At 60.8% G+C, this 26,690-nt stretch carries 20 protein-coding genes; all 20 read right to left on the reverse strand.

The features are described from left to right. Positions 1–3: 3 nt before the first annotated feature. A complete protein-coding gene (gene tssJ / locus ACEN8Z_RS19740; RefSeq protein ID WP_495595348.1) occupies positions 4–540 on the reverse strand; it encodes a type VI secretion system lipoprotein TssJ in 537 nt (178 codons plus the stop codon). Next, on the reverse strand, positions 521–1,618 hold the full coding sequence (gene tssG / locus ACEN8Z_RS19745; protein WP_495595349.1) for a type VI secretion system baseplate subunit TssG: 1,098 nt from the start codon (positions 1,616–1,618) through the stop codon (positions 521–523). The genes tssJ and tssG overlap by 20 nt, the downstream gene beginning before the upstream one ends. Then, on the reverse strand, positions 1,582–3,351 hold the full coding sequence (gene tssF / locus ACEN8Z_RS19750) for a type VI secretion system baseplate subunit TssF (protein WP_495595350.1): 1,770 nt from the start codon (positions 3,349–3,351) through the stop codon (positions 1,582–1,584). Before tssF ends, tssG begins: the two co-directional genes overlap by 37 nt. Positions 3,352–3,373: 22 nt before the next feature. Then, entirely contained in the window at positions 3,374–4,960 is a 1,587-nt protein-coding gene (tssA, locus tag ACEN8Z_RS19755; protein ID WP_495595351.1) for a type VI secretion system protein TssA, read from the reverse strand. Further along, positions 4,957–8,337, reverse strand: coding sequence for an ImcF-related family protein (locus ACEN8Z_RS19760; RefSeq protein ID WP_495595352.1), 3,381 nt, complete (start codon positions 8,335–8,337; stop codon positions 4,957–4,959). The genes tssA and ACEN8Z_RS19760 overlap by 4 nt, the downstream gene beginning before the upstream one ends. A 9-nt stretch (positions 8,338–8,346) precedes the next feature. Next, positions 8,347–9,573 (reverse strand): KPHS_23130 family T6SS system protein, encoded by a 1,227-nt coding sequence (locus ACEN8Z_RS19765; protein ID WP_495595353.1) that lies wholly within the window; start codon positions 9,571–9,573, stop codon positions 8,347–8,349. A 3-nt stretch (positions 9,574–9,576) separates the two neighbouring features. Continuing rightward, positions 9,577–9,834, reverse strand: coding sequence for a PAAR domain-containing protein (locus ACEN8Z_RS19770; protein WP_495595354.1), 258 nt, complete (start codon positions 9,832–9,834; stop codon positions 9,577–9,579). Between the two features lie 32 nt (positions 9,835–9,866). Continuing rightward, positions 9,867–10,445, reverse strand: coding sequence for a hypothetical protein (locus ACEN8Z_RS19775; RefSeq protein ID WP_495595355.1), 579 nt, complete (start codon positions 10,443–10,445; stop codon positions 9,867–9,869). After that, on the reverse strand, positions 10,420–11,397 hold the full coding sequence (locus ACEN8Z_RS19780; RefSeq protein ID WP_495595356.1) for a hypothetical protein: 978 nt from the start codon (positions 11,395–11,397) through the stop codon (positions 10,420–10,422). The genes ACEN8Z_RS19775 and ACEN8Z_RS19780 overlap by 26 nt, the downstream gene beginning before the upstream one ends. 97 nt (positions 11,398–11,494) lie before the next feature. Next, positions 11,495–12,592 (reverse strand): hypothetical protein, encoded by a 1,098-nt coding sequence (locus ACEN8Z_RS19785; protein WP_495595357.1) that lies wholly within the window; start codon positions 12,590–12,592, stop codon positions 11,495–11,497. 141 nt (positions 12,593–12,733) lie between these two features. Further along, positions 12,734–13,120, reverse strand: coding sequence for a DUF2931 family protein (locus tag ACEN8Z_RS19790; protein WP_495595358.1), 387 nt, complete (start codon positions 13,118–13,120; stop codon positions 12,734–12,736). Continuing rightward, complete coding sequence (locus ACEN8Z_RS19795; RefSeq protein WP_495595359.1) at positions 13,117–13,395, reverse strand: DUF2931 family protein; 279 nt, start codon at positions 13,393–13,395, stop codon at positions 13,117–13,119. Before ACEN8Z_RS19795 ends, ACEN8Z_RS19790 begins: the two co-directional genes overlap by 4 nt. Next, the gene (locus ACEN8Z_RS19800; protein WP_495595360.1) at positions 13,382–14,020 is read right to left on the reverse strand and encodes a DUF2931 family protein; all 639 of its coding nucleotides are present in this window, start codon (positions 14,018–14,020) and stop codon (positions 13,382–13,384) included. Before ACEN8Z_RS19800 ends, ACEN8Z_RS19795 begins: the two co-directional genes overlap by 14 nt. After that, entirely contained in the window at positions 14,017–18,027 is a 4,011-nt protein-coding gene (gene vgrG / locus ACEN8Z_RS19805; protein ID WP_495595361.1) for a type VI secretion system tip protein VgrG, read from the reverse strand. The genes ACEN8Z_RS19800 and vgrG overlap by 4 nt, the downstream gene beginning before the upstream one ends. 2 nt (positions 18,028–18,029) lie before the next feature. Further along, positions 18,030–20,675 carry a type VI secretion system ATPase TssH gene (gene tssH, locus ACEN8Z_RS19810; protein ID WP_495595362.1) on the reverse strand — a complete coding sequence of 882 codons (2,646 nt, stop codon included), beginning with the start codon at positions 20,673–20,675 and terminating at the stop codon, positions 18,030–18,032. Positions 20,676–20,824: 149 nt separating this feature from the next. Then, positions 20,825–21,316 (reverse strand): Hcp family type VI secretion system effector, encoded by a 492-nt coding sequence (locus tag ACEN8Z_RS19815; protein ID WP_495595363.1) that lies wholly within the window; start codon positions 21,314–21,316, stop codon positions 20,825–20,827. Positions 21,317–21,326: 10 nt separating this feature from the next. After that, positions 21,327–23,060, reverse strand: coding sequence for an OmpA family protein (locus ACEN8Z_RS19820; RefSeq protein ID WP_495595364.1), 1,734 nt, complete (start codon positions 23,058–23,060; stop codon positions 21,327–21,329). Positions 23,061–23,070: 10 nt separating this feature from the next. Continuing rightward, positions 23,071–23,754 (reverse strand): type VI secretion system protein TssL, short form, encoded by a 684-nt coding sequence (gene tssL / locus ACEN8Z_RS19825; protein ID WP_495595365.1) that lies wholly within the window; start codon positions 23,752–23,754, stop codon positions 23,071–23,073. Further along, entirely contained in the window at positions 23,751–25,106 is a 1,356-nt protein-coding gene (gene tssK / locus ACEN8Z_RS19830) for a type VI secretion system baseplate subunit TssK (protein WP_495595366.1), read from the reverse strand. Before tssK ends, tssL begins: the two co-directional genes overlap by 4 nt. A gap of 41 nt (positions 25,107–25,147) precedes the next feature. Further along, positions 25,148–26,686 carry a type VI secretion system contractile sheath large subunit gene (tssC, locus tag ACEN8Z_RS19835; protein ID WP_495595367.1) on the reverse strand — a complete coding sequence of 513 codons (1,539 nt, stop codon included), beginning with the start codon at positions 26,684–26,686 and terminating at the stop codon, positions 25,148–25,150. Positions 26,687–26,690 lie beyond the last annotated feature (4 nt).

The following is a 26,690-nucleotide window of genomic DNA, read 5'->3' on the forward strand; positions in this document are numbered from 1 at the left end:
CGGTTACTCCCGAGCCAACGCGCGCAAGGTCAATCGGTTGTCCCCCAGTTCGATGATCCGCGCCCGTTCCGGGTCGAGGTCATCGCGGGTCAAGGTTAGGCGCCAGGTATTCATCTGCGTATCGGGGTTGCGGAACAACGCCACCACCGAGACAAAGTGCGCGTCCTTGTCCAGTGGCACATTCAGTTGCGCGCCTTCGCCCGGTTTGATCACCAACGCCCGGGTGTCGAGCAAGTCGCTGTCGAGCACTTGCTCGTCGCCACCGAGCAGGCTGTCGTAGGAAGCCCTCTCCAGCGCTTTGCTGTCGCTCAGTTGGTAGACCCGCACCAGCGTCGGGACCGACATTGCATTCATGTCCGCGACATCGGTGTTGATCGCGGTGCGGGCACTGAAATCCAGATGCAGGGTTTTCACCTGCTTGTAGAAAATCGACCGGGTGGCGGAGGCGGTGCCCTGCGTGACTGACTGAGTCACCCCGCAGCCGGCGAGCACTGCCGCCAGCGTCGCCAGCATCAATGAATTACCAACGGTACGCGACATGCTGTATTTCCCTGTTCCGAGTGTTCTTCGACAGGCCTTGGTAGCGACCCAGATTGATGGTGATCGTGTCGTGCTCCGCGCCCTGCCAGGTGTCACTGCCCGAGCCCAGCATGCCGGTCATCCCCAACAGGATTGGCGCCTGCCCTAACACCGGTTGCGGCAGGCTGCGCACCGGCAGCGACAGCTGCAGCTTCGCGGTGCAACGCCAGCCCAGGTACACCCGCAACAGCACCAGCAAATCGTTGTACAACTGGCCATCGGGCAACCAGCCGCGTGCTTCGTCCTGGTCCCGGGTGAACAGCACCAGATGCAACTGGCTGTTGGCGTCGTAGCCAGTCGCCCCCAGCGGGGTACCCCGGGACAGACTCACCGGGTGACTCGCGGACAGACTCGCCGGCTGCGCCAGGGCAATTTTCTGCGGCCAGTGCGGCGTGATCCGGGCCTGCGTCCCGGGTGCGAGCAGCGTCACCAACGCTGTGATGCCTTCGGCGTTACGGGTGGGCATACGCATCACACCGAGCAGCGCAAGGAACCGCGAAACCGGCGTGGCAATGCGCTTGGCCGTGCCGGGAATGCCCAGCCCGACCAGGCCCAGCAGGCATTGCGAAGTCGCATCGCTCCCGCCTGCTTCGAAGGTGGCCGGGTACGAATACTTGCGCCAGATCCGGTAGAACTGGGTGAATATACGGTGGTTGAAAATGTCGAGGAAGGCTTCCAGCGCTTCATGCCCCTCGCGGCGCTGGGCAATGTCGTCGACAAAAGCCGTCGGCAATGGCGAGTCCACGCCGTACAAGCCCAGCAGGCGCGTGCGCACCGTCGCCGGGTGCAGCGGTTGATTGGCGTCGGTTTCGATGGCCTTGAGTTCACTGGCGGGAAATCCCATGCCGGGGTCCGGGCGGAACCGTACCGGGTCATCCGCCGGGTGGTTAGTGCTGCCCAGTGGCGGGTGATCCGGCAGGGCCTGTTCGAGCAACTGGCAGAAACGATACAGATTGGCCTCGGCCACCCGCCCGTCCAGCGCCTCGAGTAGCCCGCTGGCTTTCAGCCGGGAATACGCTGACTGTGGTTCTCGTTCCATCGCAGGCACTTTCCAGAAGGTTGAAGGATCAGCGTGAGCTGGTTGAACAGGTGAATATCGGCGTACAGAGCGAAGAAACGATGGAGCATTTCGCCGAACAGGCTGATGTCGCCCTCGCCGGAAAAACCATTGGCGTCGAGGGTCACTTCGATGTCCACGCCGCGCAGCAGAAAACCTTTTTCGAAACGCTGCACCAGGTGGTGACTGACCTCGACGATGGCCGCCAGGCGACGACGGTTCAGCTCGCTGTCCGTCCAGTCGTACAGCGCCAGGGTGCCGCGCAGCACTTCGGCGTTATCGAGCATCGGCAGGAAATTCGAACCCAGGTGGCTGAGCACTCGCCAATGGAACCGGTCGCGGTTCGGCGGATAACACGGCAAGGTCGGGGCGCTCAGATTGCGCACCCGCAAACCGGCCTGGGTGGAGTTGGCCAGTGTATCGAGCAAGGTGCTTTGCAATGCCTTGCGCGGCAGTTGGCCGTGGGTACCGGTCAATTGCAGGGACAGACTCTGGCTCGCCTGCAGCCGATCCTGATCAAAGCCGTCGCCGCCCAGGATCAGCCAGGTATCGTGCAAGCCATTGGCGCCACGCTTGAGACGCGTATGGAAATAACGCTCGGGGGCCTCGTCGCGCAGCATGCCGCCCTTGTGGCGAAAACTGCTGAATGGAACGTAGTCATAACGCTCGGCGTTCTTCGATGCGGTGACCCGATCCACCGAGTAAATTTCGGTGTGGCCGTCCTGCAGGCGCATGGGACGCAGCAGGTAGTCGGTTTGCAACGGCGCAAGCGTCATCGGATCGGCTTCAAGGGTGAACAGATTGATCACCGGCACCGCATGCAGACGAATGTGTTCGGCACTCAGGTTGAACGCTTGCGGCCACGACTCGCGCAGGACCACCTCCAGTTCGAACCAGGGCATGCCCGGTGTGATTCTCACCTGCTCCAGGCCGTGGAGAGTCACGAACATGAACTTCTCGCGAAAGGTGAAATATTCCAGCAGCAACTGATACCCACTGAACGCGCTGTCGCCCTTGGGCCACAAGCGGTCCTCATCGGCGAAACCCTTGGGCGCGAAATGGCCTGCCAGCGGATAACGCGGCGCCTCCCCCGGCAGGCGCACATACAACGCCTGGGCATTGAGGGTCAGTGCCTGATGCAGTGCACTGGCCAGTGGCGCATCGGCATTGAGGTACAGCGACAGGCGACTCAGGTCGACCTCGCTCCAGTCGCTCAACGAGCCACAGGAAAAGCGCAGGCGCAGCACCGAGCGTCCGTCGGGCTCGTGGTCCAGACGCACCGATTCCAGGTCGATGGGTTGCAGCATCAGGTCCTGGGTGGTGGTGTAGCGACAACGGGTGCGCTGCGGCCCGATGGGCTGCGACAACACTTCGAAGCCGGCCGCGATCACCTCGCTGCGCTTCATCTGTGCCCGTTCAGGCACCAGTTCGACAATGGACAGCGATGGAATGGTGCGCAGGTAATGCGGCCACAACAGGCTGACCAGACCCTCGGTCAGCTCCGGCAAGTCGTCGTCGAGTTTTTCGCGCAAGCGCCCCATCAAGAAGGCAAAGCCTTCGAACAGGCGTTCCACATAGGGATCGCGCGCGCCCGGTTTGTCCAGGGCCAGTTGCGCCGCCCGGTCCGGAAAGGCTTGCGCAAACTCCTGGCCGGCTTCGTGCAGGTAGCGCATCTCGGCGTCGAAATAACGCAGTGTCAGATTGTCCATGCTCAAAAAGAATCCTGATAAATGAGGTTCAACCGCACAGCACCGCGGCGCGTACCGGATCGATGGCGACCAGCGCCGCCAGCAACGCCTCCATGCGCCGACCCAGCGTGGTTTTGTCGGCATCACTGCGCTGCGCCTTCAAGCGTGTCAGCTTGAGCAGGCGTGCCTTGACTTCGAAATTCAGCTCCGGCTCCCAGTCCGCCAACGCCTGGCGCTGGGCCGTGGCATCCAGTTCACCCAGCAGATGCATGGCCAGGTCGCTCTTGCCACATTGCTCGGCTACTCTCGCCATCAGCAGGCGCAGCAGCCAGCGCTGGCGACCGGTATGGATGCCGGGGCGCTCGGCCAGCCAGGCCAGCGCATGCTCGACACCGTCGCTGTCGGCCTGCGCCAGTGCCTCGGCCTCCAGCGATAGAATCTCGACATCGGCAAACACCGCCGCCGGGGCCGGTGCGGGCAACCACTGCCGGGACTGATTGCCGCTGACGTGCTGACTGATCCACTCACGGGTCGTCTCGTCGGCCAAAGGCGTACCGTCGTTCCAGCTCAACACTTCCAGCCCCGGCAGGCGCTCGAGAAACATGCCCAGGTCGCGCTTGACGATGTCGGCCCAACCGTCCTGCGGTGCCGGTTGTTTGCTCAGGGCCTGGACCAGATACCACTGCAGGTCCAGCCAGAAGTGGTTGACGCCCTCGGCGAACGTCCGCTCGACCTGATCGAGCAATTCGCTCCAGCTCTGTTGCAGATACAGGCGTTTGAGTTGCGCCCTGGATTCGCCTCGGGGCGGTGACAGGCGCGTCATGCCGCTGGCGTCCTGCAGTGGTGTCTGGTGCAAGGTATCCCAGCGCAGGCTCTTCATCAGGTGGTGCGCCGCCAGCCAGCCTTGTGGCTGGTCGCGCAGATAACCTGCGAGGGTCCGACCACTGTCCAGCAGATCGCGTCCGGACTTGATGACCGTGGCGCCCGGTGTGCTGGCCGGACTACCGGGCTCATGACTGGCACTGTTCTGCGGCACCAGCGCATCCACCCCGCCGGACTGCGCCAATCGCGCGGACAACGCCCCATACAGCGCGCCCAGTTGCGGCTGTTGATCCTGCGGCCAGGCCTCCAGCCCACGCTCCAGCCAGGCCAGCGCCGCCACCGTGCGCTCCGCTTCGGCCTTGACTACTTCCGGGTACAGCGACAGGCTGTCCAGCACCTTGCCGCTGGTCAACCACTCAAGAGCCATCTTGCGGCTATTGGACCGTACGGGCAGCACGTCGCCGGCGTAACGCTCGACCAGCGCGGCCAGCAGACTCAGGCCATCGGCCAACCCCGCCTCACCATCCTTCTGCAACCGCGCCCACAGGTAATAAGTGGCGACGCGCAAATCCTTGCAGCGCTGGCTGATCAGCTTCTGCGCCAGCTGGATCACCTCGTCGACATCCGCGCCAGAGAGCTTGTTGACCTCTTCACGCATATGCTGGAAATCATCGTCGTACCCCGGATCCTCGCCGACCGGAGACTGCGTGCTGATGGGTTGCAACCAGGATTGCCAGCGATCGGCTTCGGCGCGGGCAAGTGATAGAGGGTCACGTTCGCCCAGGCAGCGGGCGATCAGTTTGAGCAGGCTCATGGGTAACTCCCGTTCTGTGCATAGGGCTGCGCGTTAGTGCCCTCGCCGAGAAAGATCTGCGCCGGCAACTTGAAGTCGCGCAACTTGAGCAACGCCAGCGGCCCCGCTCCGAGTTCGGTGCGCAGGTGCCAGGTCAAATCCAGGCCATCAGGGGCCTTGAGCTGCAGGCGGTACTGGCTGTCGCTGTCGTTCAGCGCGGTGACCCGGGCTTGTTCGAGCAGGCGGATCAGGCCCCAGGTGCCTTCGTAGTCGCCGAACAGGCGTTCGTTGGCGTGCACGCTGATCCAGCTCAGGCGAGTGCCCGGGTGGTGGCTGAAGCCTGGCCAGCTGAATCGTTGCCAGCGTTCCTTCTGGTTGAAGTACTCATGTTTTTCGCCATTGAGGATGAAGGTGGTTTGCACCACGTCGCGCACCGGTTTGCCCCGCAGCTCGAAGCTCAAGCCCATGCCGCCGTCGGTGTAGAGCACGTCGGCGAGGTGGCTGAGCTGGTTGACAGCGCTGAGGAACTTCGGGTTGAAACGCAGGCCCTGGCTGTGCCGGGCATCGGCCACCCAGCGGCTGCCTTCCTTGCGCAGCACGCCACCCAGTTGCTGCTGCAGAAACTGTTCGATGCGCCCGGAATCGGCGCGGATCATTTGCCCGAGCATCGGCAGCGAGGCATCGCTGCTGGTGGCGGCAAAGGGGTAGCGGCCGGCGAAGGCGCCCTGCCAGTCGTTGACGATCGCCCGTTGCCACTGGCGGTTGAGGCCCGCCGTCGACGGTTGCAGCACCCGTTGCCAGGCCTGCTCCAGCGGCTGCACGAACAGGGTCTGGCCGATCCCGTCCCACTCGGCGCCGAGGCTGGCAGCGAGCAGGCTGCCGTAGGCCTGGGCGTCGGTGAGGTCGACGCTGTGCCCCTGGAACACGCTCTGCGCCAGGGCCTGGGTCATCGCCTGCGGGCTGGGCGCGTTGCTCACTTGTTGCAGCTTCAGGCGCACCCGCGTGACCCGGTTGAGAAAAGCCTGCAGGCTCAGGCGCTCGCGGTCGCTATTGCGCTCGGCGTCCTTGCCCAGCAGGCTCAGCAACGGCCAGAAGGTGGCGTCCAGCGGACCGCCAGGACCGCCGAGCGACTGCTCGATCGGCGGCACGCTGTCCTGGGCGATCAGCTTCTGCGCCGACTTGATCAACGAATCGCCCAGGGCCTGGCCGCGCGTGCCGGCCCGCCCCTGCCAGGCCAACGTGTTCATCAGGGCGATCAGCGGCGACTGGCGCACGTCGCTCATCAGCGCCAGTTGATCGATCACCTCGCCGAGGCTGTCGACCGGCTGCCAGCGCAGGTGGTTGAGGAAGTCCAGCCAGGCGTTGGCGTAGTCCTGGAAATAACGTTCGGTCAGGCGCTCGCGCAGTTGCTCCGGGCTCAATTCGACGGCGAGGCTGGCGGGATGGTCGCTGAGCACCCAATCGATTTCCTCGCGACGGGCCTCGGCTATGGCGGCGATGGCCGGCTGCACCTGGCCTTCCCAGGCCTGGCGGGTGAACACGCCGGGCACTTCGGCCGATGTGGCGAACAGCGCCTTCGCCTCGGTGTCGCCGACCATTTGTGGCAGGCTCAGCGCCGGATAATGGTTGGCCGCGTCATCGAGGATTTTGCGGTACAGGCTGGCTTCGGCATTGCGCTGGCCCAACTGGCCGAGCAGCACTTGCCGGGCTTGCGCCACCAGCCGCGCGTCGGCCTCGATGCGCCAGGCCGGATGGGCCGGCAGTTGCTCGGCATAGAACTGCCACAGGGTGGGTGCCAGTCCTTGCCAGAGTCCCGGCGAAATTCCGGCGCGCAGCGGCTCGGCGTCGCTCAGGGCCTGGGCCAGGAACGCCGGATCGGTTTTTTCCGGGCGCGCCAGCATCAGGTAGGCCTTGAGTTGCGCGTAGGCCGCCGGGGCGCGCCGGGCGCGTTCGGGACTGTCCGGCGGCAGCTTGATCAACGCGTCGAGCCGCGCCTGCAACTGGGCCTCCGCCGGGGCGCGCAGCAAGCGTTGATTGGCCTCGACGTAACGCGGCCACAACGTGGCCAGCAGCGCATCGTTCTGGTTCAAGCCAAACAGCTGATACCACGGCGCGCCGTGGGTGGCGCGGTAATTCAGGCGCGCCAGTTCGCGGACCAGTTCGTGCAGCGCTTGCAGTTGCGCGTCGCCTGGGGCGGATTGCTCCAGCGCGGTCAGCGTGGTTTGCACCTGGGCAATCTGCACGCGGTTGCTGACGAACGATATAAGCAACCCGGCGCCCCAGACCAAGGCCAGACCCAACGCCAGCCCATAAGCGGCGCGCGGCGCGCTCCAGCCCAAGCGCCGGCTGCGCGGTTTCGGGGCGTCCAGCACGCCCTGCCAGACAGGGCCCATCGGCCAGAAGTGATCATCTTTGCGCTCCGCTTTACCGGTCAGCGGCAAGCTGAACCACAACCCGCGCAACGGCAGGTCCTGCCGGAAGACCCCGAACCACGGCGCCAGCGCCTGGCGCCAACGGGCCAGGCCTTCGACCTGCAAATCCCGCGACAAACGCAGAAGGAAATCATGCTCGGGCCGCGCGTTCATCTGCGCCCAGCCTTCGCCACGCAGCGGCTCCAGCAGACGCTGCAGCGCAGCGTCCAGGGCCTGCGCGCTCAAGCGTGACGGCAGCGCACAGCCGACCGCCTGGCTCGGGCGCTGGTCCTGCGCCCACGGACTGGCACAGACCTGCCACACGTGTAGCGGCAACGACCAACCCAGCGCGCGCGCCAGATCTTGCAGGTGACGTGCGCCGTTGCCCATCAGGTTGTCGTCGGCGCTCTGCTCGGTGTTCAGCGCCCAGACCACGCCATCGAGGGCGCGCCAACGGGTCAAGGCGCGACAGCAGTCGAGCACGGATTCGTCCAGTTGGGTTTGCACACTGCCGCCCCAGAGCAGCACGGTGTTGTGGTCTTCCAGCCAGTTGTCGTTGCTCAGGCCGGGGGCGATGGCCTGGATCTGCTCGGGTTCGCCGACGATGAGCAGGAGCCGGGTTTTGTGGCGCCAGAGGTGGCGGTGACGCTTGCGCAAGGAAGCTTTGATCGCCGCGATGGTTCGTGCTCCCGGCGTATCAACGTTTTTTTCGGGGGACACTTGCGCAGGCTGGTGAACGTCATCCGTATCAAGCCGGCCATAAGTTGAATGCCCCAACAGCCGTCCCAGCAATGGATAACCACCCAGGAACATCGCCACGATCAAGGTGGTGGCCGAGACCACCGAAAACCAGAGGGTTTGCCGGGCGCTGCCGGATGCAATACCCAGCGACTCAGGGTGATACCAGACCTGTGCAGCCAACACCAGACCAGCGAGCACCAGCACGCTGACCAAAACACCTATCCCTACAGAGCGTCGAAACTGCATTCGAGATTCCTATTTCGAAAGGGGTGACACGGGCATCAGCACCGTGCTCCAAAGCCCATCGGCGACGGCGCCGCCACTGAAAATGAATTGAGGCCCGGCACCGCGCTCAATTGTTTGCGCCGCGGCGGCTATGGCCAGCCAGGGTGCTGCTGGTCCAGGATGCCCAAGCAAATCATCGAGACTGCAAAAACCCTGGTTGGGCTTGGCTGGCAGAGGTAATTCCGCCGACACCATCGACAAGGCGGCATGACGTTGCGCATCAATACCCGCGCGCCAAACCTGCTCGATGGATTGCGCTCCCAGTGGTACCCAGTCGAGGGCTTGACGTGCGGCGTAGAGCAGATCGGTGTCGGTGGGCTTGCGCTCCGGTTCGGGACGATGGAGGTAGGCGATCGGTGCCAAGGTCGTTTGCGTCAGACGGTTGCCCAACAACAAGCCAACAGCGACCTCTGCCGTGCCTTCGGGCTGCTCCAGTGAAAACTGCACCGCCACCACCATCAGCAAGGCCTGATCATCAATACGCTGGTCAAGCCAGTGATCCACTGCGGCCAACCCGCTGCCCTCGACAGGAATCGACGATTGACGGATACCGGACGCACTCCACGCCTCTCGCCACACGCGACGCAACACACCCTCAGGCAATCCGCTTTCGACCTCCAGTAAAAATGCCAGTGGCGCACCGTCCGGCAACTGCTCCAGGGTTTGCGCCAAATCGCCGAGCAACTGCTTCAACACGTCCAGCAGCAGGAGTTCGGGGTCTTCCCTATCGCCTGATAAGTGACTGTGACGTAACGGTGTTGCCCCCTCCCGCACGGGTCGAGCCGCAATAGAGGAAGTCCCGCTCAGAAAAGCATCCAGTTGCGCGGTTGGCTGATCACCTGGTTCTCGAAGGGCCGTGTACAGACTCACACCCAATAATTGTTGGGAGCGACGCCCTTGCCGGGTCTTGCGAATCAAATCGTTCTCCCGAGCTTCATCCCAACCATCGGCAGCACTTTGTTGGCCTATGTAAATCAGTGCTCGCCCGAAACCCAACACGCACCAGCCAACCAACGGCCCCCCCAGGGACAGTGCCCAGAAGTTCACTGGCTGCTGATGCAAGTCTGCAGGCCCGAACAACAACGCCACCCCCGCCCCCATCAGCAACAACAGAGGCAGTAAACCTGCCCAAAGCCAGACACGAGGGCGCGCAGGTCTCACCGCTAACGCAGGGACTCGATCCAATCTGACTGGCATGGGCTAGTTCGCACGCGCTACAGGCAAGGAAGAAACCAGCGCACAACCGCATGCGCAGCGATGGCCATCGAAAGCGACCGGGACATCATTGTCACGAAACGCCGGATGCCCCTCGGCGATCACCGTGCGGCCGTGGCTTGGACAGCGCACCGGATCCCCCTCACGCGCCACACCGACACCCTCGAATCGCATGTCGGTGGAACCCGAAAGTACGGTGCCGCCGCCGGTGGTTTTGTCGCCAATACGGATGATGCCTTTCATGTTTTGATCCTTTTTAATTGAATGGAAAATTTCTAGTTCGGGTTCCCTTGGCTCAATACGTCTTGCGATAAAAAAGCGCCCTCACGCAATACAAAGTTCGTAAACTGCAAGGGTCGCCCGGCAGCATCGACATTCTCGAACCACTCAACGGAAAACCCTTTTAAGTTCCATCGCACGGAAGAGAAATCGGAATCTTGCATCTGATCCCCTGTGTTCTGACTTGCCAGTGAAATCGAGCGCAAACAACTACTCACCAGCACTTTTATTTTTTCAGTCAAAACTGCGCCAGCGACTTGATAGACATGGAGCCAGACTTCGTTACCCGCACCACAAACGCTTGAAGGGCGTGCAGAGTTCGAAGATAAAACCTGGAACAGCGAAACATAATCCCCCTCCCCGATCGTGTGCTTGTCTCTGTCATAAAACACACCGCCCACGTCGGAAAACAACTTCACTTCATACACCGCTCCGTCGCCCATCTGCAGATGCACCTGCCCGTCATTGTTTTTTAGCCACACTGTTTCGGCATTTGCGCAGGTAACCACCCCCAATCCGAGCAACAAACCAACCAGGAACTTTCTGAGCTTATTTACCAAGCACATGATCTGCATAACACACTCCCTGGTATTGCCATGGGTGATCATCCGACTGCCCCTTCGAACCTTTCGAATAAGTTTCCTTATCTCGCTCTCGCAATTGCGCTTGCGTTTTGTCCTTGTTCATTTCGTTATCCATCGACCAGCCTATATTTCCGGTATTGGCATCACACAAAAGGTTCTTCTTTCTGACCCAGGAAGCAGAGACCGCATCCCACTCATGATAAGAACCACCGTTCCACCGGCTGAACACCTCATGGCGCAGCTGATCATCCGTATAGGTTCTGCCTGCCTGGCCCAGGTATTTTTTGGCGATGCGCACTTTGTCCTTATAAATTGAAGATCCCGCGAGGATGTTGGCTTTCCAGTTCCAGACTTGCTCGTAATTTGGTACCGGATTGGTCATTTGCGTGATGCCGAAACCTTTATCGAATGCAGCTATCGGCTCGCCATCGAAGTTAATGAAGTGTTTGGAGTTGGTTTCTTGCTCCAGCAGCTTTTCAAAGCCCGTCATGTCGTCAAGGGTGGCAATGTAAGTTGCGACGCTCTGCACAGTGGGATTTTGCCCTTTTATCACTATGGCTCTTTTCAATGTCTTGGCGCCGATACTCACCTCCACGGTCAACGTGCCGCCCAACACCTTTTCAGAAAAACCGACGGTCCATGAACGAGCGTTACTGACGAACGAGCCCGATTCCTTGAAAGTCTGCAGAACATTGCCTTTTCTGGCGCGCTCCCTTAACCCACTGACTTTCGCCTCCCACTCGATTGTCCATGACCATTTATAATCGCCGGCGACTTGCGTGCGAAACTCGAAGACGATTTCTGGTAATTCTGCATCCTGCGTGATCTTGAACACTGCATTTTCGGCAGGCGATAGCCAGGTTAACGACGTCTCCGAAGACAACACTTTGACTACCGTGCTGTCGGCATCGTTAGTGCTTCCTGCATGTTTGACTTGCTGCATGACGCCCCCAATTTAATGTTTCATCAACTCAAAAAGGCCAAGCTCGAACCCGCCTACACTTCCCAGACGGGTCTCCACCTAAAAGGCTTGAGAAAAGTCATTTACGGAAGCACGCCTTGCCACTGCCCAGATCCAACTCCAGGCAGTTCGGCTTGATCTCCAGTGCCAAGTCCCTAAATATCATTGAAAGATCGTCTTCTTGGCCAGGTCGATATCCCGACCAATAAATATTAAACCAGCGTCCTGTTGGGGAGACTTCCACCCACTGAACGGGTCCTTTCGAACCTTGCTCTTGAAATCCGACTTTTTGTAGTTTTCTCCGCACGCTATATGGCTGGAGAGCTAATTGCTCCTTAGATTCATTCCAGATTTCCTTTTTTATGGATCCGTCCTCATACCCCCAGTAAACGTTCACGGAATTAATCTTCGGCTTAATAAGCTCATTATCGTAGTACATAGTTATTAGATAATTACCCTTAATATGCTTCAGCTCTTCAGGATTATTTTTATAGTAAAGTTCAGCCCCCGCCAGATCACGCTCATATGGCTGATCAAAGGATATTTTTCGGCCTGGCTTCTTCTTCCAATCAATACCAAGCCAGCGCGCAGTATTAGAAACCTCGAACCACTTAATAGCATCTGATCTTCCCTTATCACGAAAGCCAATTTTCTTTAGAACTTTTCGCTCATCAAAGGGTAGCGATAGACGCCAATCATACTCACTCTTCCAAACCAGATTCGCTGCAGAACCATCAGAAAATTCCAAAAACACGTCTACAGGGTTAATCGCTGGAGGAGCTGTATACTGATCGTGCTTTATTTCCAAAACATAATTATTTCGCGCAAGTTCATAGCCGCGCTCACTATCGTAATCGTGATACTCCTCCACCTCTTCCAAATTTAGTTCATCCTGTAAACTAAAACTGATATCACCCGCAGCCCTCGGTGCATTACCGGCATCGCTTTGCAATAACACTGCATCCCCATCTACCCGCCAACTGCCTTTGGCATAACCTTCCGCCGAGCCATAAACAATCCCGCCAGCGAACGTACCGTCTTTCATTAGTTGCAATTCAGAAGCCATCTCCATCGCACCTTGCAGGTAGTAACGCCCTACAAAATCGCTTGAGTCAGCTGCCGATAGAGCGGAGAAAAGCGATGTACCAATCGCGAATAAAATATTTCGAATTTGCATACCTTAGAGATCCCTTTCAAATCAATTGATGCTTCCAAAAATTTTCTTTGCGCGAACACCTGTCAACTACCGAGCATTTAGACGTGCCGTTCACTCGATTTAAAAAAAGCTGACCTGTTTAGCCTCCTTCCAAGTAATGACCTACCAAGTACCGTAGGGAATACCGTGCTGGTCGATATAAGCCTGGGCTTCCGGCTTCGGTGCCCGGTAGTAAATACCGTTACCGTTCCGATGAGGTCCAAGCGGCTCAACCTCCGCCTGAAAGCGTCCGACTTCCTTGAAGTCCAGACATGCTCCGCCAACCCAGACCTTGACGATGCCGCCGGGGGCCATGCCCAAGGTGATCATCTTTCGATAGTCGTTCCTCCATTCTTTGGACCCTTCACAGAACACTCGCTCCGGCCTGACCATCTCGTCGCGCACCCATTGGGGGGTCGGGATTCGAATCTTGTAGGCTTGCGGCTCCACCAGCGATTGCCAGCGCAGGAAAATCCGTTCCGGCAGGTCGACGTTGTTTACCGTTTTCATTTCCCCCCCCCTTTATGCCAGCCCTCCACTTTGCCGGTATAACTGGCTACCCCTCCATGCACGCGAAAAAAAGCAAGACCACGTTGGTCGAGCACATCGACAGTCTCGACCCACACTTCCATGAAACGTGGTGCGGCTAGTCCGACGTACCAGCTGTTGTACGGCAGCTTGGGTTGTGCGGGTGGTTGAGAACCACTGGCGCAGGCGCATAGGCAAAACAGCAAACCGAAGAGCAGAGCCAGGCGCTTCATTGGGTCGCACTTACCAAGAGCCATAAGGAATACCGTGCTGGTCGATATAGGCCTGGGCTTCCGGCTTCGGTGCCCGGTAGTAAATACCGTTACCGTTCCGATGAGGTCCAAGCGGCTCGATCTCCGCCCGATAGCGCCCGACTTCCTTGAAGTCCAGACATGCCCCGCCCAACCAGACCTTGACGATGCCGCCGGGGGCCATGCCCAAGGTGATGGAATCTCGATAGTCGGTCTTCCACGTCTTGGACCAGTGACAAAAGCCCCGCTCCGGTTTGATCATCTCATCGCGCACCCACTGCGGGATCGGGATGCGGATTTTGTAGGCCTGCGGCTCCACCAGCGATTGCCAACGCAAGAAGATCCGTTCCGGCAGGTCGACGTTGTTTATTGGCATCATCTTCCCTCCCCCCTTGTGCCAACCTTCCGGTTTGCGGGTATAGCCAGCTACTCCCCCATGAACATCAAAAAAAGCCTGCCCACGCTGATCGAGCACGTCCACAGTCTCAACCCAGACTTCCATGAAACGTGGGGCGGCCAGGCCAACGTACCAACTGTCGTACGGCAGTTTGGGTGGTGCGGGTGGTTGTGGACCACTGGCGCAGGCGCATAGGCAAAACAGCAAACCGAAGAGCAGGCTTAGACGCCTCATTGGGGATACCCCTCTTGCGGATGGTTGCGATACACCTTGCGTTTACCATCGGCTGTTGGCTTCATGGTCATGAAAATGCCGCTGGGTATCCAGTGAGCGGACTGATGGATGTAACGCTCACGCAAGAGACGCTCCTGGTCGGGATCGAGGCTGACTTCGGTGCCTGCGAGCGCTTGCTCCAGTATCTGTGCGGCGATTGGTTGCAATTCTTCTGGTAGCTGAAAACGTCGGTCCTGCTCGTCGATGACTTCAAATGGCACGTCATGGCGCACACCCAGCTCACGCATCAACCGCAAGTAAACAAGGGCCAACTCACCCCGAACCGTTCGATCGATTTCAATGGTCAACATATGCAGCTGGTCTTGAGTCTCCGGCCCGCCACGGGCCACTGTCGGGATCGGCCAGCTCTTGATTTCGATACGGCCATCACCGGCAATGCCGCTGTCACGGAGCGCCTGGACTTTAGGCAGATTCTTTATCCACTCCGATGTGGACTGCACCAGTTGATTGTGGCGCTGGGTGAAACGGCTCGGCTTCGTCAACCAAAGCCGTTCGCGGGCGCGCGGCAAGTAGCCACCGCCGATGTTCGAGTGCACCCCGGGCAGGCTGATTTGCCGATGGTGGTGATGTACGCCGTTGAGTGCAAAATTGTGACGGCGCTCGTCGCGGGCCTGCAACTGGATGACCTGACGGGCGCAACCGGATGGCAGGTACAGGTTCACACCCGGGTTGTGGTCATCTGCCACGCTCAGGTCAATGCCTCCAATTGCGGCGACGGTGTCGAACAGGCCGATGAAGTTGAGGCTGATATCCACCGCAGGGTCAAACGTAGTCAGCAGGGTGAAACGACCGGCCTGCAGTAACTCGTTGAAAAGTCCGCGTCCCGGTTTGAGCAGCTCATTGGCACAATGCCGTGCGGCGGCGGCACCGCGGCTGAAGCCAAAAATATCGAACTCGATCTTCCGAATATAAATGCCAGGGTTGGCTTGCTGAAACCGGTCCAATTGTTTATGTATGGCAACCGGCGCTTGCTCAACCCGCGCCACGACGCCGGTTTCCCCCAGGCCTGTGCCCATGCCGAAGAGTGAATCCTTCCCATTACTGCGGGTGCCGATACCCTCCAAATAGACCGGTACAAAGCCAATTTCAACACCGGAAGGAAGGCCATCGGTAGCATGGTCAGGATACAACTTGAACAGATGCACCACATTACTCGGCGCATTCCCATAACTGTTGTCCGGCGCACTGTTGAAGGCATCGCCATCGAACTCGCCAAAACCATAGCCTTTGCAATGCTCGATGATGCTCGCCAATTCGCTTTCATCGAACAACGACAGGTCCTCGCGCCGGCATTGCTCAGTCGTCGTAACGTTCGCCAGATTATTTCCCGTCCCATCAAAAAACAGCCCCAACCGCAGGGTGATCCCTTCCAGTTCTTCTTCCTCTTCCTCCTCTTCGATGTCGTAGACCAGCGACAGCTCTTCGGGCTTGGCGGTGTAGACACGCTCGGTAAAACCCTGGCTGTCGGTGGTGCCTTTCCAGACCAGGCCTGAGGCGGCGGTGATTTTGTAGGGCACGCTGGCCCAGGGTTGTTCGCCATCGCTCCTGAAGATCCGGAATTGCTCGTGGAACTCAAGCGGCGGATCGATAACCTGCGGCAACCCGAATACTTGCGCCGGCTGGGTGGCTTTGACTTGGGTGTACAGGTAGTCCGCCGACTTGACCTTGTAATCCCCTGCCGTGCCTGCCTCGATACCGCACGCCTCCAGGCTGAAGTAGCTGCCGCCGCCATTGAGGATGATTTTCTTCTTGGCGGTGATGCGGACTTCGTCTTCGGTGCTGGTGATGTCCAGGCCATGGCGGGCGATCAGTTCCAGCTTGTCGTTTTGCGCCTGCACGCTTATCGGCCCCTGATTGGCGATCAGCTTGATCCCGAGCTTGCGCACAAACAGGCTCAGGCCCTGGCCGACGCCGATGAACAGGCGCTTGACCACGCTGAGGTGCGCTGCGCCGCCGGCGTTGAGCATCAGGTTGTCTTGCGCCGCCAGTTGCAGGTGCTTCCCGCTGGCCAGGGCGATGCCTTGCGGGGCGCTGAGCAGCAGGACCTGGGACTTGAGCTGCTCCAGATCCTGGCGCAGCAGGTTCAGTTGCGCGGCCACGTCCGCCGGCTCGGCGTGGGCGGCCTGGGCGTCGACCGACAGCTGTTGCAGCTGTTCGCCGGCCTGTTGCAGGCGGCCGACGGCGGCGTCCATGTCCAGCACCGGGCCCTGCGCCTTGGCCTGTGCATCGGCACTGATGAACAGGCCTTTGCCGCCACGAATGGCACCATGACCATCGCTACGCAGCTCAAACCCTTCCCCCCGCTTCTGCTTCTGGGCATCCACCAGATGCCCCAGATTCAGCTGGCTCTTGCCGCCATACTCGGTACTGAGCTTGACGTGCTCCTCCCCGCGCCGGTCTTCCATGCGCAATTTGTTGTTGGCCGGGGTGCGCAGCACGTTGCGGGTGTAGTCGCGCTTGCCCAGGGTCACGTGGTCGGGGTGCTGGTCGTCGTGCAGGGCGTGGGCGATGTAGGGTTGGTCCGGGTCGCCCTGTTCGAAGGCGATCGCCACTTCGGTACCGGCGAGCAGCGGCAGGTGCAGGCCGTGGGTGTCGCCGGCGTAGGCGCGGGCCAGGCGTAGCCATTTGCTGGCCTGGCCGGGTTTCCAGGTGTCGCGGTCGAAGAGGAACTTGACCCGGTAGCGCCCTTCCAGGTCGATGTCGGCGTAGGGGTCGTTGGCCTTGGGGCTGGTGACCCGTGCCGGCAGGGTGCCGGCGATTTGCGGTTTGGGCGGCAGCGGCGGACGGAAGCACAGGCGTTCGGCGTAGGGCATGGCCTGGAAGTGGCATTCGAAGCTGCGGTCGCGGGCGGCGTGGGTGGTGAGGCCGGTGAGCACCGCGCCGGGGGCGAAGGCCTGGGGCGCGCCGCCGCTGATGTTCAGCACCTGGCCGGGGGCCAGGGTGGCGCTGCTGCTGATGCCGCTGAGGTGGGTCTGCTGGTTGAGGTAACGCTCGTGGCGCAGGCGCGCGTAGAAGTAGCCGCTTTCGCTGAGCAGGTCTTCGTCCTGGTGGTAGGCGTTGCCGAGCACGCTGTAGGGCTCGGCGTAGTGGTAGGCCTCGCCGTAGGTGTGGGGCGCGCCATGGGTGGCCGGTTCGCCGCGGGTCTGGTCGACCTCGCCGTCGAGGTGGGCGCGGGCGTCGCGGGGGTGGTAGGCGCGGATGCTGACTTGCTGTTCCACCACCTGGTGGCGGGTTTGCAGGGCCCAGACGGCGTCTTCGCCGCTGCTGCTCAGGCCGGAGGGCGAGCGCATCGGCAAGGCGACGTCGAACTGGTAGCCGCGCTGGTCGTCGCAGAACTCGACGACGTCGATGTTCAGGCGTTGGTCGCTGGTGCAGCGGTACCAGATGCCGACCTCGGCCAGCAGGCGGGTGATGAAGTCCAGGTCGCTTTCGTTGTACTGCATCACCTGTTCGCGGCGCGGGTACTCGCGGTACAGGCGGAAGAAGAAGTCCTGGCCGAGAAAGGCGTGGCGGCTGCGCAGGATGCTTTCGACGATTTCCGGTACCGATTGCTGTTGGTAGAGGCGCGTTTGCCGGCCACGGGCGAGCCGTCCCAGGCGCGGTTGCAGGGTGATTTCGTAGCGCGCTTCGTCGACCGAGCCGGACAGGCGTTGGCAGCCGCTGATCACGCCGAAAAACGTGCGCAGCGGTTTGGCCGGCTTGGGCACTTCCCAGGCCATCACGGGCACGGTGGACGGCGCGGCGTGCAGGCTGAACTGGGCGTATTGGCCGAGCAGTTGCCCGGCGCCGAGGTCGAGGTGGCTGGCGGTGAATTCGATGGTGTAGGTGAACGGCTGGCTGAGGTGTTCTTCGCCCTTGAAGGCGAGGACGTCGAGGGCGGTGTCGAGGCCGTCGACTTGCAGTTTGTGGCGGCTGTGGTCGAAGAAGGGGCGCAGTGCGGTGCTCATGGTCAGGCTTCCGTGGCAGTGGATGACGATGCGTCCTGTGCATCGGTAAATTGCAACGTGACGCCCTCCTCGTCGCTGTAGCCCAGGGTCACGCCGAGGGTTTTGTGCTGCGCGGCCTGACGTTGCAGGAGCTGTTGGCTGAGGACCGGAAGAATCTGCTGGTTGAGCAGACTGTCGATGTTGCGTGCACCGGTGTCAGGCAGCAGGCAGGCGGCGACCAGTGCGGCGTGGAGTCCATCGTCGATCTGGCAGGTGAGGCCGTAGTGGCGTTGCAGACGCTGGGCGACCCGGGCGAGTTTGAGCCCGACGATGCGCTTGAGTGCATCGGCCAGCAGCGGGCGGTAGATCAGTGTCTGAAAGCGGGCAAGCAAGGCCGGCTGGAAGTGCTCGCGCAGAATCGGTCGCAGCCATTCGTGCAGCGTGTTGTCGGAGGCGTCGGGGTGTTCCTGCAAACCGCTTTGCAGTTCATCGCTGCCGAGGTTGGAGGTCATCAGAATGACGGTATTGCGAAAGTCGATTTCGCGCCCTTCGCCATCGCGCATGAAGCCGCGGTCGAACACTTGATAGAACAGGTTGAGCACGTCGCGGTGGGCCTTCTCCACTTCATCCAGCAACACCACGCTGTAGGGTCGCTGGCGCACCGCCTCGGTCAGCACGCCACCCTGGCCGTAACCGACGTAGCCCGGTGGCGAACCTTTGAGCTGGCTGACCGTGTGGGCTTCCTGGTACTCGGAAAGGTTGAGGGTGATCAGCGACTTTTCGCCGCCGAACAGGCAGTCCGCGAGCGCCAGTGCGGTTTCGGTCTTGCCGACGCCGCTGGTGCCGACCAGCAGGAACACACCCAACGGCGCCTGTTCATCGGTCAAGCCGGTCTTGGCCGCGCGCAAACGCTGGGCCAGAGCACCGAGGGCATGTTCCTGGCCAATCACCCGCTCGGCCAATTGCTGCTCCAGGGCCAACAGGCTGGCCTGTTCGTCCTTGAGCAGGCTGCCCAGGGGCACGCCGGTCCAGTCGGCGATCACTTCGGCGACGCTGCGGGCATCGACGTCCAGAGACAGCATCGGCCGGTTGCCCTGGGCCTGCAGCAGCCGTTGCTGTAGTTGCGCGCAGAGGTCGCTGTGCAGTGGTTCGGTCTGCCGTGCGTCAAGCAATTGCCGGGTCAGGTCGAGTTCATGACGGTATTGGTCCAGCAGATCGTTTTGCTGTTGTTGCAGGTCGGCCTGTTGCTCGGCGATCAGCGTCAAGCGTTCGCTGGCGGCGCTGCCATTGAGTTGCGCGTCTTGTTCAAGCGCCTGCTGCTCCAGCGTCAAGGCGGCGTGCCGGGCCTTGAGTCGGACCAGCACCTGGGGTTCGCAGTCGAGGCTCATGCGCACGCGAGCGCTGGCGGTGTCGAGCAGGTCGACGGCCTTGTCCGGCAACTGGCGGCCCGTGAGATAACGCCGCGACAGGCTGACGGCGGCCTGTACCGCCGCGTCCTGAATGTGCACGCCGTGATGGCTGGCATAGCGCGCCTTGAGACCGCGCAGCATCAGGCAGGCGCTGGCGTCGTCCGGCTCGTCGACCTTGACCCTCTGGAAACGCCGCTCCAGCGCGGCATCACGTTCGAAGTACTGTTTGTATTCGCTCCAGGTGGTCGCGGCGATGGTGCGCAATTCGCCACGGGCCAGGGCGGGCTTGAGCAGGTTCGCGGCATCCGCCCCACCTGCCTGGTTACCGGCACCGATCAGGGTGTGGGCTTCATCGATGAACAGCAACACCGGGTTGGCGGACTGCTGCACAGCGTCTATGACATTTTTCAGGCGTTGTTCGAATTCACCTTTGACCCCGGCACCCGCTTGCAGCAGGCCCAGGTCAAGGGTGCGCACGCTGACCGACTTCAGGTTGTCGGGAACGTTGCCTTCGGCGATGCGCATGGCCAGGCCTTCGACCAGCGCCGTCTTGCCCACGCCGGGCTCACCGACCAGGATCGGGTTGTTCTTGCGCCGGCGACTGAGGATGTCGATGACCTGGCGGATTTCATCGTCACGCCCGTACACCGGGTCGATCTGCCCTGCCCTCGCCTTGGCGGTGACGTCCTGGGTGAATCTGTCCAGCACCGCTTGCAAGGCATCGTGCCCGCCACCGTCGGGGAGCGGCGTCGCCGGGAGCGGGTCCAAAGCGCTTTGCTGTTGTACCTGCGGGCGTTCCTCGGAGTGTTGGTCGAGCAAGGCAAACAACTGCTGCAACTGGACTTCGCTGAGGCCCAGTATTGACCAGGCCGCTTCGCAAGCCAGCAGGTCCGGACTTTCCAGCAATGCGCCGAGCAGGTGTGCCGAACGCAGGTTGTCGTTACCCTCCAGCGATGCACGCAGCCAGGCGTTCTCGATGAGTTTCTGCAACTTGCCGCACAACTGCGGCTTGCCCTGCACGCTGCGCGGCAGCGTGTCGAGATGATCGAGCAAGCCGCGCCAAAGCGCATCCATGTCCCATTCATGGCGGCGCGCAATGAGGGTCAGATCGCCCTCGCCTTGCTCCAGCAACTTGAGCAGCCAGTGTTCGATGCTGATCCGCCCATGGGCGCGGCTTTGACACAACGAAGCCGCCGCGCTGAGCGCCTGGGCGCAGTAAGGATTGAGACGGCGAAGCAGGCGCGTGGAGTGATGGGGCATGGGGAAACATCCTTGTGCTGGAAGTCCAGCCTGTGGTCGGTTGTGGCAAGGTAGGGGGCTGGATGGGCTGGGGTGAATGTCCGCGAGCAGGCGCTCAACCGAGCACACCTAAACCAGCAGGCAGACGCCTGCCTGCTGGTCGTTCAGCGTTACCCCTGCTGGCGTTTCATCCACGAATCATCGTGCTCGATGTTGCCGTCCTTGTGGAGCCAGGTGATTTTCTCGTACCGCAACTCAACCTGTTCCAGATGGTTGTACTTCTCTTTCGCCGGATCCTTGATGTCGTGCATTTTCGAGGAAACTTTTACCACCTTGACATCTTCAAGCGTGGTGATGAAGAACTCGACTTCATGACCGGCCTCGTTGATTTGATACGACTTGAATACAGCCTTTTTAAAGGTCTGGCCGGTGGTTACCGCTTTGTAAAGGTAGGGGCTGGAAGCATCGACTAACTTGGTAAACACGTAAGGTGCATGGACCCGTGCGCCGGTCAACTTGCCGGTGTTGTCGTCGGTGGGGACAGACACGTCGTGATCCTGACTGACTACTTCGATGCTGCCTTCGCGCCCTATCACGTTGCACGAACCTTTAACGTCCGCGCCGCCGTCATCTGTCAGCCACAGGTGTATGGGAGTTGCCATGTGAAGCTCCTTATCTCAGAACCAAAAATGCCGCTTTTGCGACAGGGGGGTGTACGTCGGCTCCGGCCGCGGGAAGCCCGCAGGCCCCCACTTCCGGCACCAGACGGATATCGACGCGACGGTTGGCTTGACGCCCCGCCTCGGTGTCATTGCTGGCGATGGGCTGGCTCTTGCCAAAGCCCTGCACGGCGAAACAGCTGTCGGGGATGCCACCCATGCGTTGCATCCATTCACGTACCGCCGCCGCGCGGGCACGGGACAACTGCAGATTGTGTTCGTCGCTGCCCACGGCATCGGTATGCCCGGCGATAACGATCAGCCAGCCGGGTTGGGCCTTGATGCCGACCAGGGCGTCGATCAGCACCCTGGTCGATTCCGGCTTGAGTTGGGCGCTGGCGCTGCTGAACAGTGACAGGCTGTCCAGGCGCACGGTTCGTGCAGCGCGTGCCGGCATCGGGCTCGTCGACGGTTGCCTGTGGTTGGCAATGGTCGACAGCAGCCCTGCGCGCAATTGTTCGCCGCGATACAGGCCAAGGCCCAGCGCCAGAGGCTCGCCCTGACGGTAGTAACTGTCGAGGCGTACGGCGTCCTCGCGCAGCACGCTCAACGCCTCTTCCCGTTGGGCGAATTCGGGTTGATCACGACGTTCCGTCGGGGCAATGGACGCATAACGCCGCAGGTCATCACTGACCTGACGCAGCAGCAGGGTGTTCTGCCAAGCCGAGCTCATCAGGGCGACAACGGCGGCTACCGCGAACAGCCACAAGGCGATCACACTTGCGCGACGCATCGGCAAACGTCGGGCCTGTACCGGCAGCAGATTCAGCAAAGGGTCAGGGAACGGTAACGACGCATCCAGCGCTTGCACCTGCGCATCCGCGTCCGGTAGCCCGGTCTTGTCCCGCAGCCATTGCCGCCACAGATTACCGGTCATCATCCCGGGCAATGTCGGTACGAAGGTGCTGGCGCAAACCAGCGGCAGGACGGCAGGCTGGCGACCTTCACGGCTGGCGAAGTGCGCCAGGACATATTCATCCAGCCAGGCAGCAGCACTGTTGAGCTGGACGCTGGCCTGCAACCGCCGAGTGTGAGTTGCATTTTCAGCGGGCAGCCGATGCCAGTCGCTGGGGCCAAGGCATGCCCCCCCTTCACGAATGTTGCAGGTGTCCTGGCCGGCCTCCCAACTGAACCAGGCCCCCTTGCTTGCCGAAGATTGCAGGTAGCTGACGAGCATCAGCGGCAGTGCAATGCCACGCCTGCGAATCAGCCCGGCCTGGTAATCGAACGTGCGCACTTGCCCGGCCAACACCGCGGCATCGGTGTGCTCGCACGGGTTGACAATGAACATCAGACTGAGCTGGCCAGCCCACTCGGGACGCAAGGCCAGGACACTGTCAGTCAACCCCGGCAACTGTTCCGCACGGGAGACCCGCAGGTAACAGCCCTGCTCGGTCATGCGCAACGCCGGATGGTCGTTGCACGCTTCACCAAACAGGCCGGCCAGGCCATCACCACACACCAGTACCACCGGATGACGATACGCCGCCGGTGGCAACGCCAGGTTATCGACCGAGCCGAGTAATTGCCGTTGATGCGCGGCCCGGACACAGGCGAGTGCAACGCAACCGGCAACGATCATGGCCAGGGCGATACGGCCCCATCCGCCAAGCGGGATGATGGCCAGCAGCATCAGGGCCAGTGCACCTGCCCACAGCCAAAGCCCTTGTTTGAGTTTGAGCGTCATTGGCTCCACCTCAGGCTTGCGCGGATAACAGCGTCGCAACCAGACCACTCAACAGCTGATCGAGCCCGTACCAGACTCCGACCAGCAACAGACTGGCAGCCAGGACATTGACCAGCGGCGAGCGCAACCAGCGCAGCGCCATTGCTCCATGGCTGGCGCTGAGGGGTGCGGTTAATGCCTGACGCAACTTCAGCGGTGCGACCCGGGCATTCAGGTCGGCCAGCAGTTGTTCGCGCTCGGGGTCATTGTCATCGCGATAACGACCACGAAAACCCAGGGTCAAAACCCGCTGAAAGGTCGTCAGCACATGCAGGTCCGGCGCGGGTTCACGCAGTACCTCGCGCATGTTCTCGTACAGGAATTCCCCGGCCTGGTGGCGATTGAAAAACTTCGCTTGCAAGGGTTCACTGGCCCACCGGGAATGGGCATCGTTGTTGGCGCGGTTGAGCATGGTTTCATCCAGCAGCGCGCATTGAGCGTGGCTGATATGGTCGATACTGCGCTGTGCCAGGCCGGCATCCATGAGCCGCTGGCGAACGTGCTCGACCTGCTTTACGCAAAGCGCTTTGACCTCATCGCTGTCTTGCGCCGAGGCCCCTTGCCGCAACTCGACCACCAGCAGGTAGCTGTCTTGCAACAACGAGTCGATGTCTACCGTCATTGCGGCCTGTTTTTTCGCTTCGATCAGGTTCATGCGCGTAGTACCGCGAACAGTTCAAGTTTCACCTCGGCCAGGGTGCTCGGGACGTAGAAGGCACAGATGCCCTGGTCCCGAATGGCTTGCCCCTTGGCATGGTTGAGATCAAGGGCGAAGTACTGATTTTCCAGACGCAGGGGGATGGCCGCCGGGACATGGCTGAGGGACTGCAACGGCACGCCATCAAGCGCGGCGTTGACCAGGTGATCGACTTCGTCCGGTGTACCGATCTTGCACAGTCGCGGGAACTGACTCTGCAATTGCACGGCTGGCAAGCGGCAACGCACCGACAAATAGAAGTCGGCGCTGTCGGGCTCGCGCAAACGGGCGTCGTCAAGTCGGACCTGCCAACGGTTGGCTGCGCTCTCTTCGAGTATCAGGGCGATGACCCGGGAAGGCAGACTGGCCTCCAGCAACGTGGAGATCATGCGCAACAGCGGCGGGAACACACTTTCCAGGTGTTCGTGACAGTAAGGCGGAATCTGCTCGACATCGTGTTCGAGCGAAAAGGTCAGCAGACTGCCGGCCAGCTTTGTCAGCTCCAGATAGACTTGCTCGGGATGTCGCGCCGGCCAGGCCTTGAGATCGGCCAATACCGGCTGGTAGGTGTTCAAGGCATTGAGCAACCAGAACAACGACACGTCGGCCACGGCAAAGTCGGCCATTCGCTGGTTACTCTCACGGCGCATGCCCATCAGCCGCTGACGCTTGGAGGACAACTGGGTCAACAGGTTATCCAGCTGCGTCAACAGCCCCGGGTGCGCCGCGAAACTGAGCAGCGGCGGTACATAGTCAGGATCAAGGCTCCAGGCGCCCTGCCCGTCACGCACCAGGCGCGCGATCGGGCAGGTCAGGTAATCGCCGTTCTCGTCGTGATCGAAGCGCAGGCTCAGCAGGTGCTCCAGTACGCCGATCGATTGCACTTCATCGGCGTAAATGTCCTGCACCTGACGCCAGTCCTGGCGATACCGGATCGGTCGATCGGCCTTGTCGGCGTCGAACAGGCAGTTGTTGCCATTGGCCTGTTCCAGTGGCAAGGCCAGGACCAATGTCGCCGCCTGAATATCGTCGGACAGCAGGCGCGACAGCTCCAGACCGTGGGGCAGTCGATCGACATGGTCGGAGTCGACTATGGTGCCGTCGGGCATGCGCAGGCACAGGCGAGTGGCCTTGAGCTTGCCCAGGCGCAGTGCTTCCAGGTCAAACGCGACGCCCTGGACGCCCCAGGGGTGCACCAGGGACAGATGAGCCAGACGCTCATTGGCCCAGGCTTCCCAGCGTGCCTGCTGCTGGAATTGCTGCGGGGACAGTAATGCCCCCGCGGCCCACAAGGGGCGGTCGATTTTCATGAGGTCGAATCCCTGCGCAGTGGTTTGGGTTTGGACAGGACTCAGGCTTTTGCCTTGGGCATCTGCGAAACCAGCGACAGGTTGACGTCCATGCCTTCCACCTGGAAATGCGGTACGGCATACAACTTGACGCGGAAAAAACCCGGGTTGTCCTCGATGTCTTCGACGCTCACCCTGGCAGCGCGTAGCGGGTGCGAAGCCTGCAAGTTGTCGCCCGGATCCTTCATCTCGGTCACCAGCCCACCGACCCACTTGTTCAGTTCCAGTTCCAGCAAACGCCGGTCCTTGGTGGTCCCGATGTTTTCGCGCTGGATCAGCTTCAGGTAATGGGCAATGCGTGACAGCAGGAAGATGTAGGGCAGGCGCGCATTGATCCGGCTATTGGCGGTGGCCTCCGGGGTATCGTACAACGCCGGTTTCTGCGTGGAGTTGGCCGAGAAGAAGCACGCGTAGTCACGGTTCTTGTAGTACGAGAGCGGGATGAAGCCGAGGTTGGCGAACTCGAACTCGCGAGTCTCCGCAATCATCACTTCCGAAGGGATCTTCACCTGATTGCCAGTGCCCAGATCGTACAAGTGGATCGGCAGACCGGTGACCGCGCCGCCAGACTGCGGACCGCGGATCTGTACACACCAGCCGTTGGCGATAAAGCTCTTGACCATGTTGGCAGCGAAGGCAAACGAGGCGTTGGTCCACAGGTACTTGTCGTGGTCCGGCCCCTTGACGCTTTCGATGTAGTTGAAGCTGCGCACCGGTACGGTGTCAGGGCCATACGGCAGACGGCCCAGCACCCGGGGCATGAGCAAGCCGATATAACGGGCATCGTCGCTGTCGCGGAACGCTTTCCACTTGATGTATTCGGCACGGTCAAAGTAGTTGCCGATGTCCTTGATGGCAGCGACTTCATCCATCGAGCGTTTGCCAAAGAAGGCCGGGCCGACGGAGCCAATGAAGGGCATGTGCGCGGCCGCCGAGACTTTGGAAATATTGCGCAGCAAGGCAATGTCCTGCGGACTGCGGTCGAACTCGAAGTTGGAAATGGCAGCGGCGATCGGCTCGCCACCCGGGGTGTCGTACTCCTGGGTGTAGGTATGCACATACAGACCACTTTGCGCGATCTCCGGTGCATCCTCGAAATCCTGGACCAGGTGACCCTTGCTGACATCGAGCAATTCGATGCGCACGTTCTGGCGGAAATCGGTCTGATCGATCAACGATTTCACACCGCGCCAGGTGGACTCGACTCGCTGGAAATCCGGGTGATGCATCACGGCGTCCAGTTGGCGGCTGATTTGTGCATCCAGCGACGCAATATGTTCATCCAGCAGTGTCTTGTCCAGACGCCGGACTTTGCGCGCAGACTGTTTGATCAACTTCAAAAAAACACTGACAGCGGCAGTCACACGTTCATCGACAGAAACATCCGACAGTGCCTCGGAACTTTGAAACACTTCAATTTCACCCAGCACTTTTACCGGACTGAGATTGATCTTGCCAAACAACGCGCCATACACGCCTTGGCTTTCTTCAGACAACACTGTAGTGCCGCGCGATTGCGCGTGAGAATGTTCGATAGACATTTTT

The organism is Pseudomonas sp. Pseusp10, assembly GCF_059492225.1.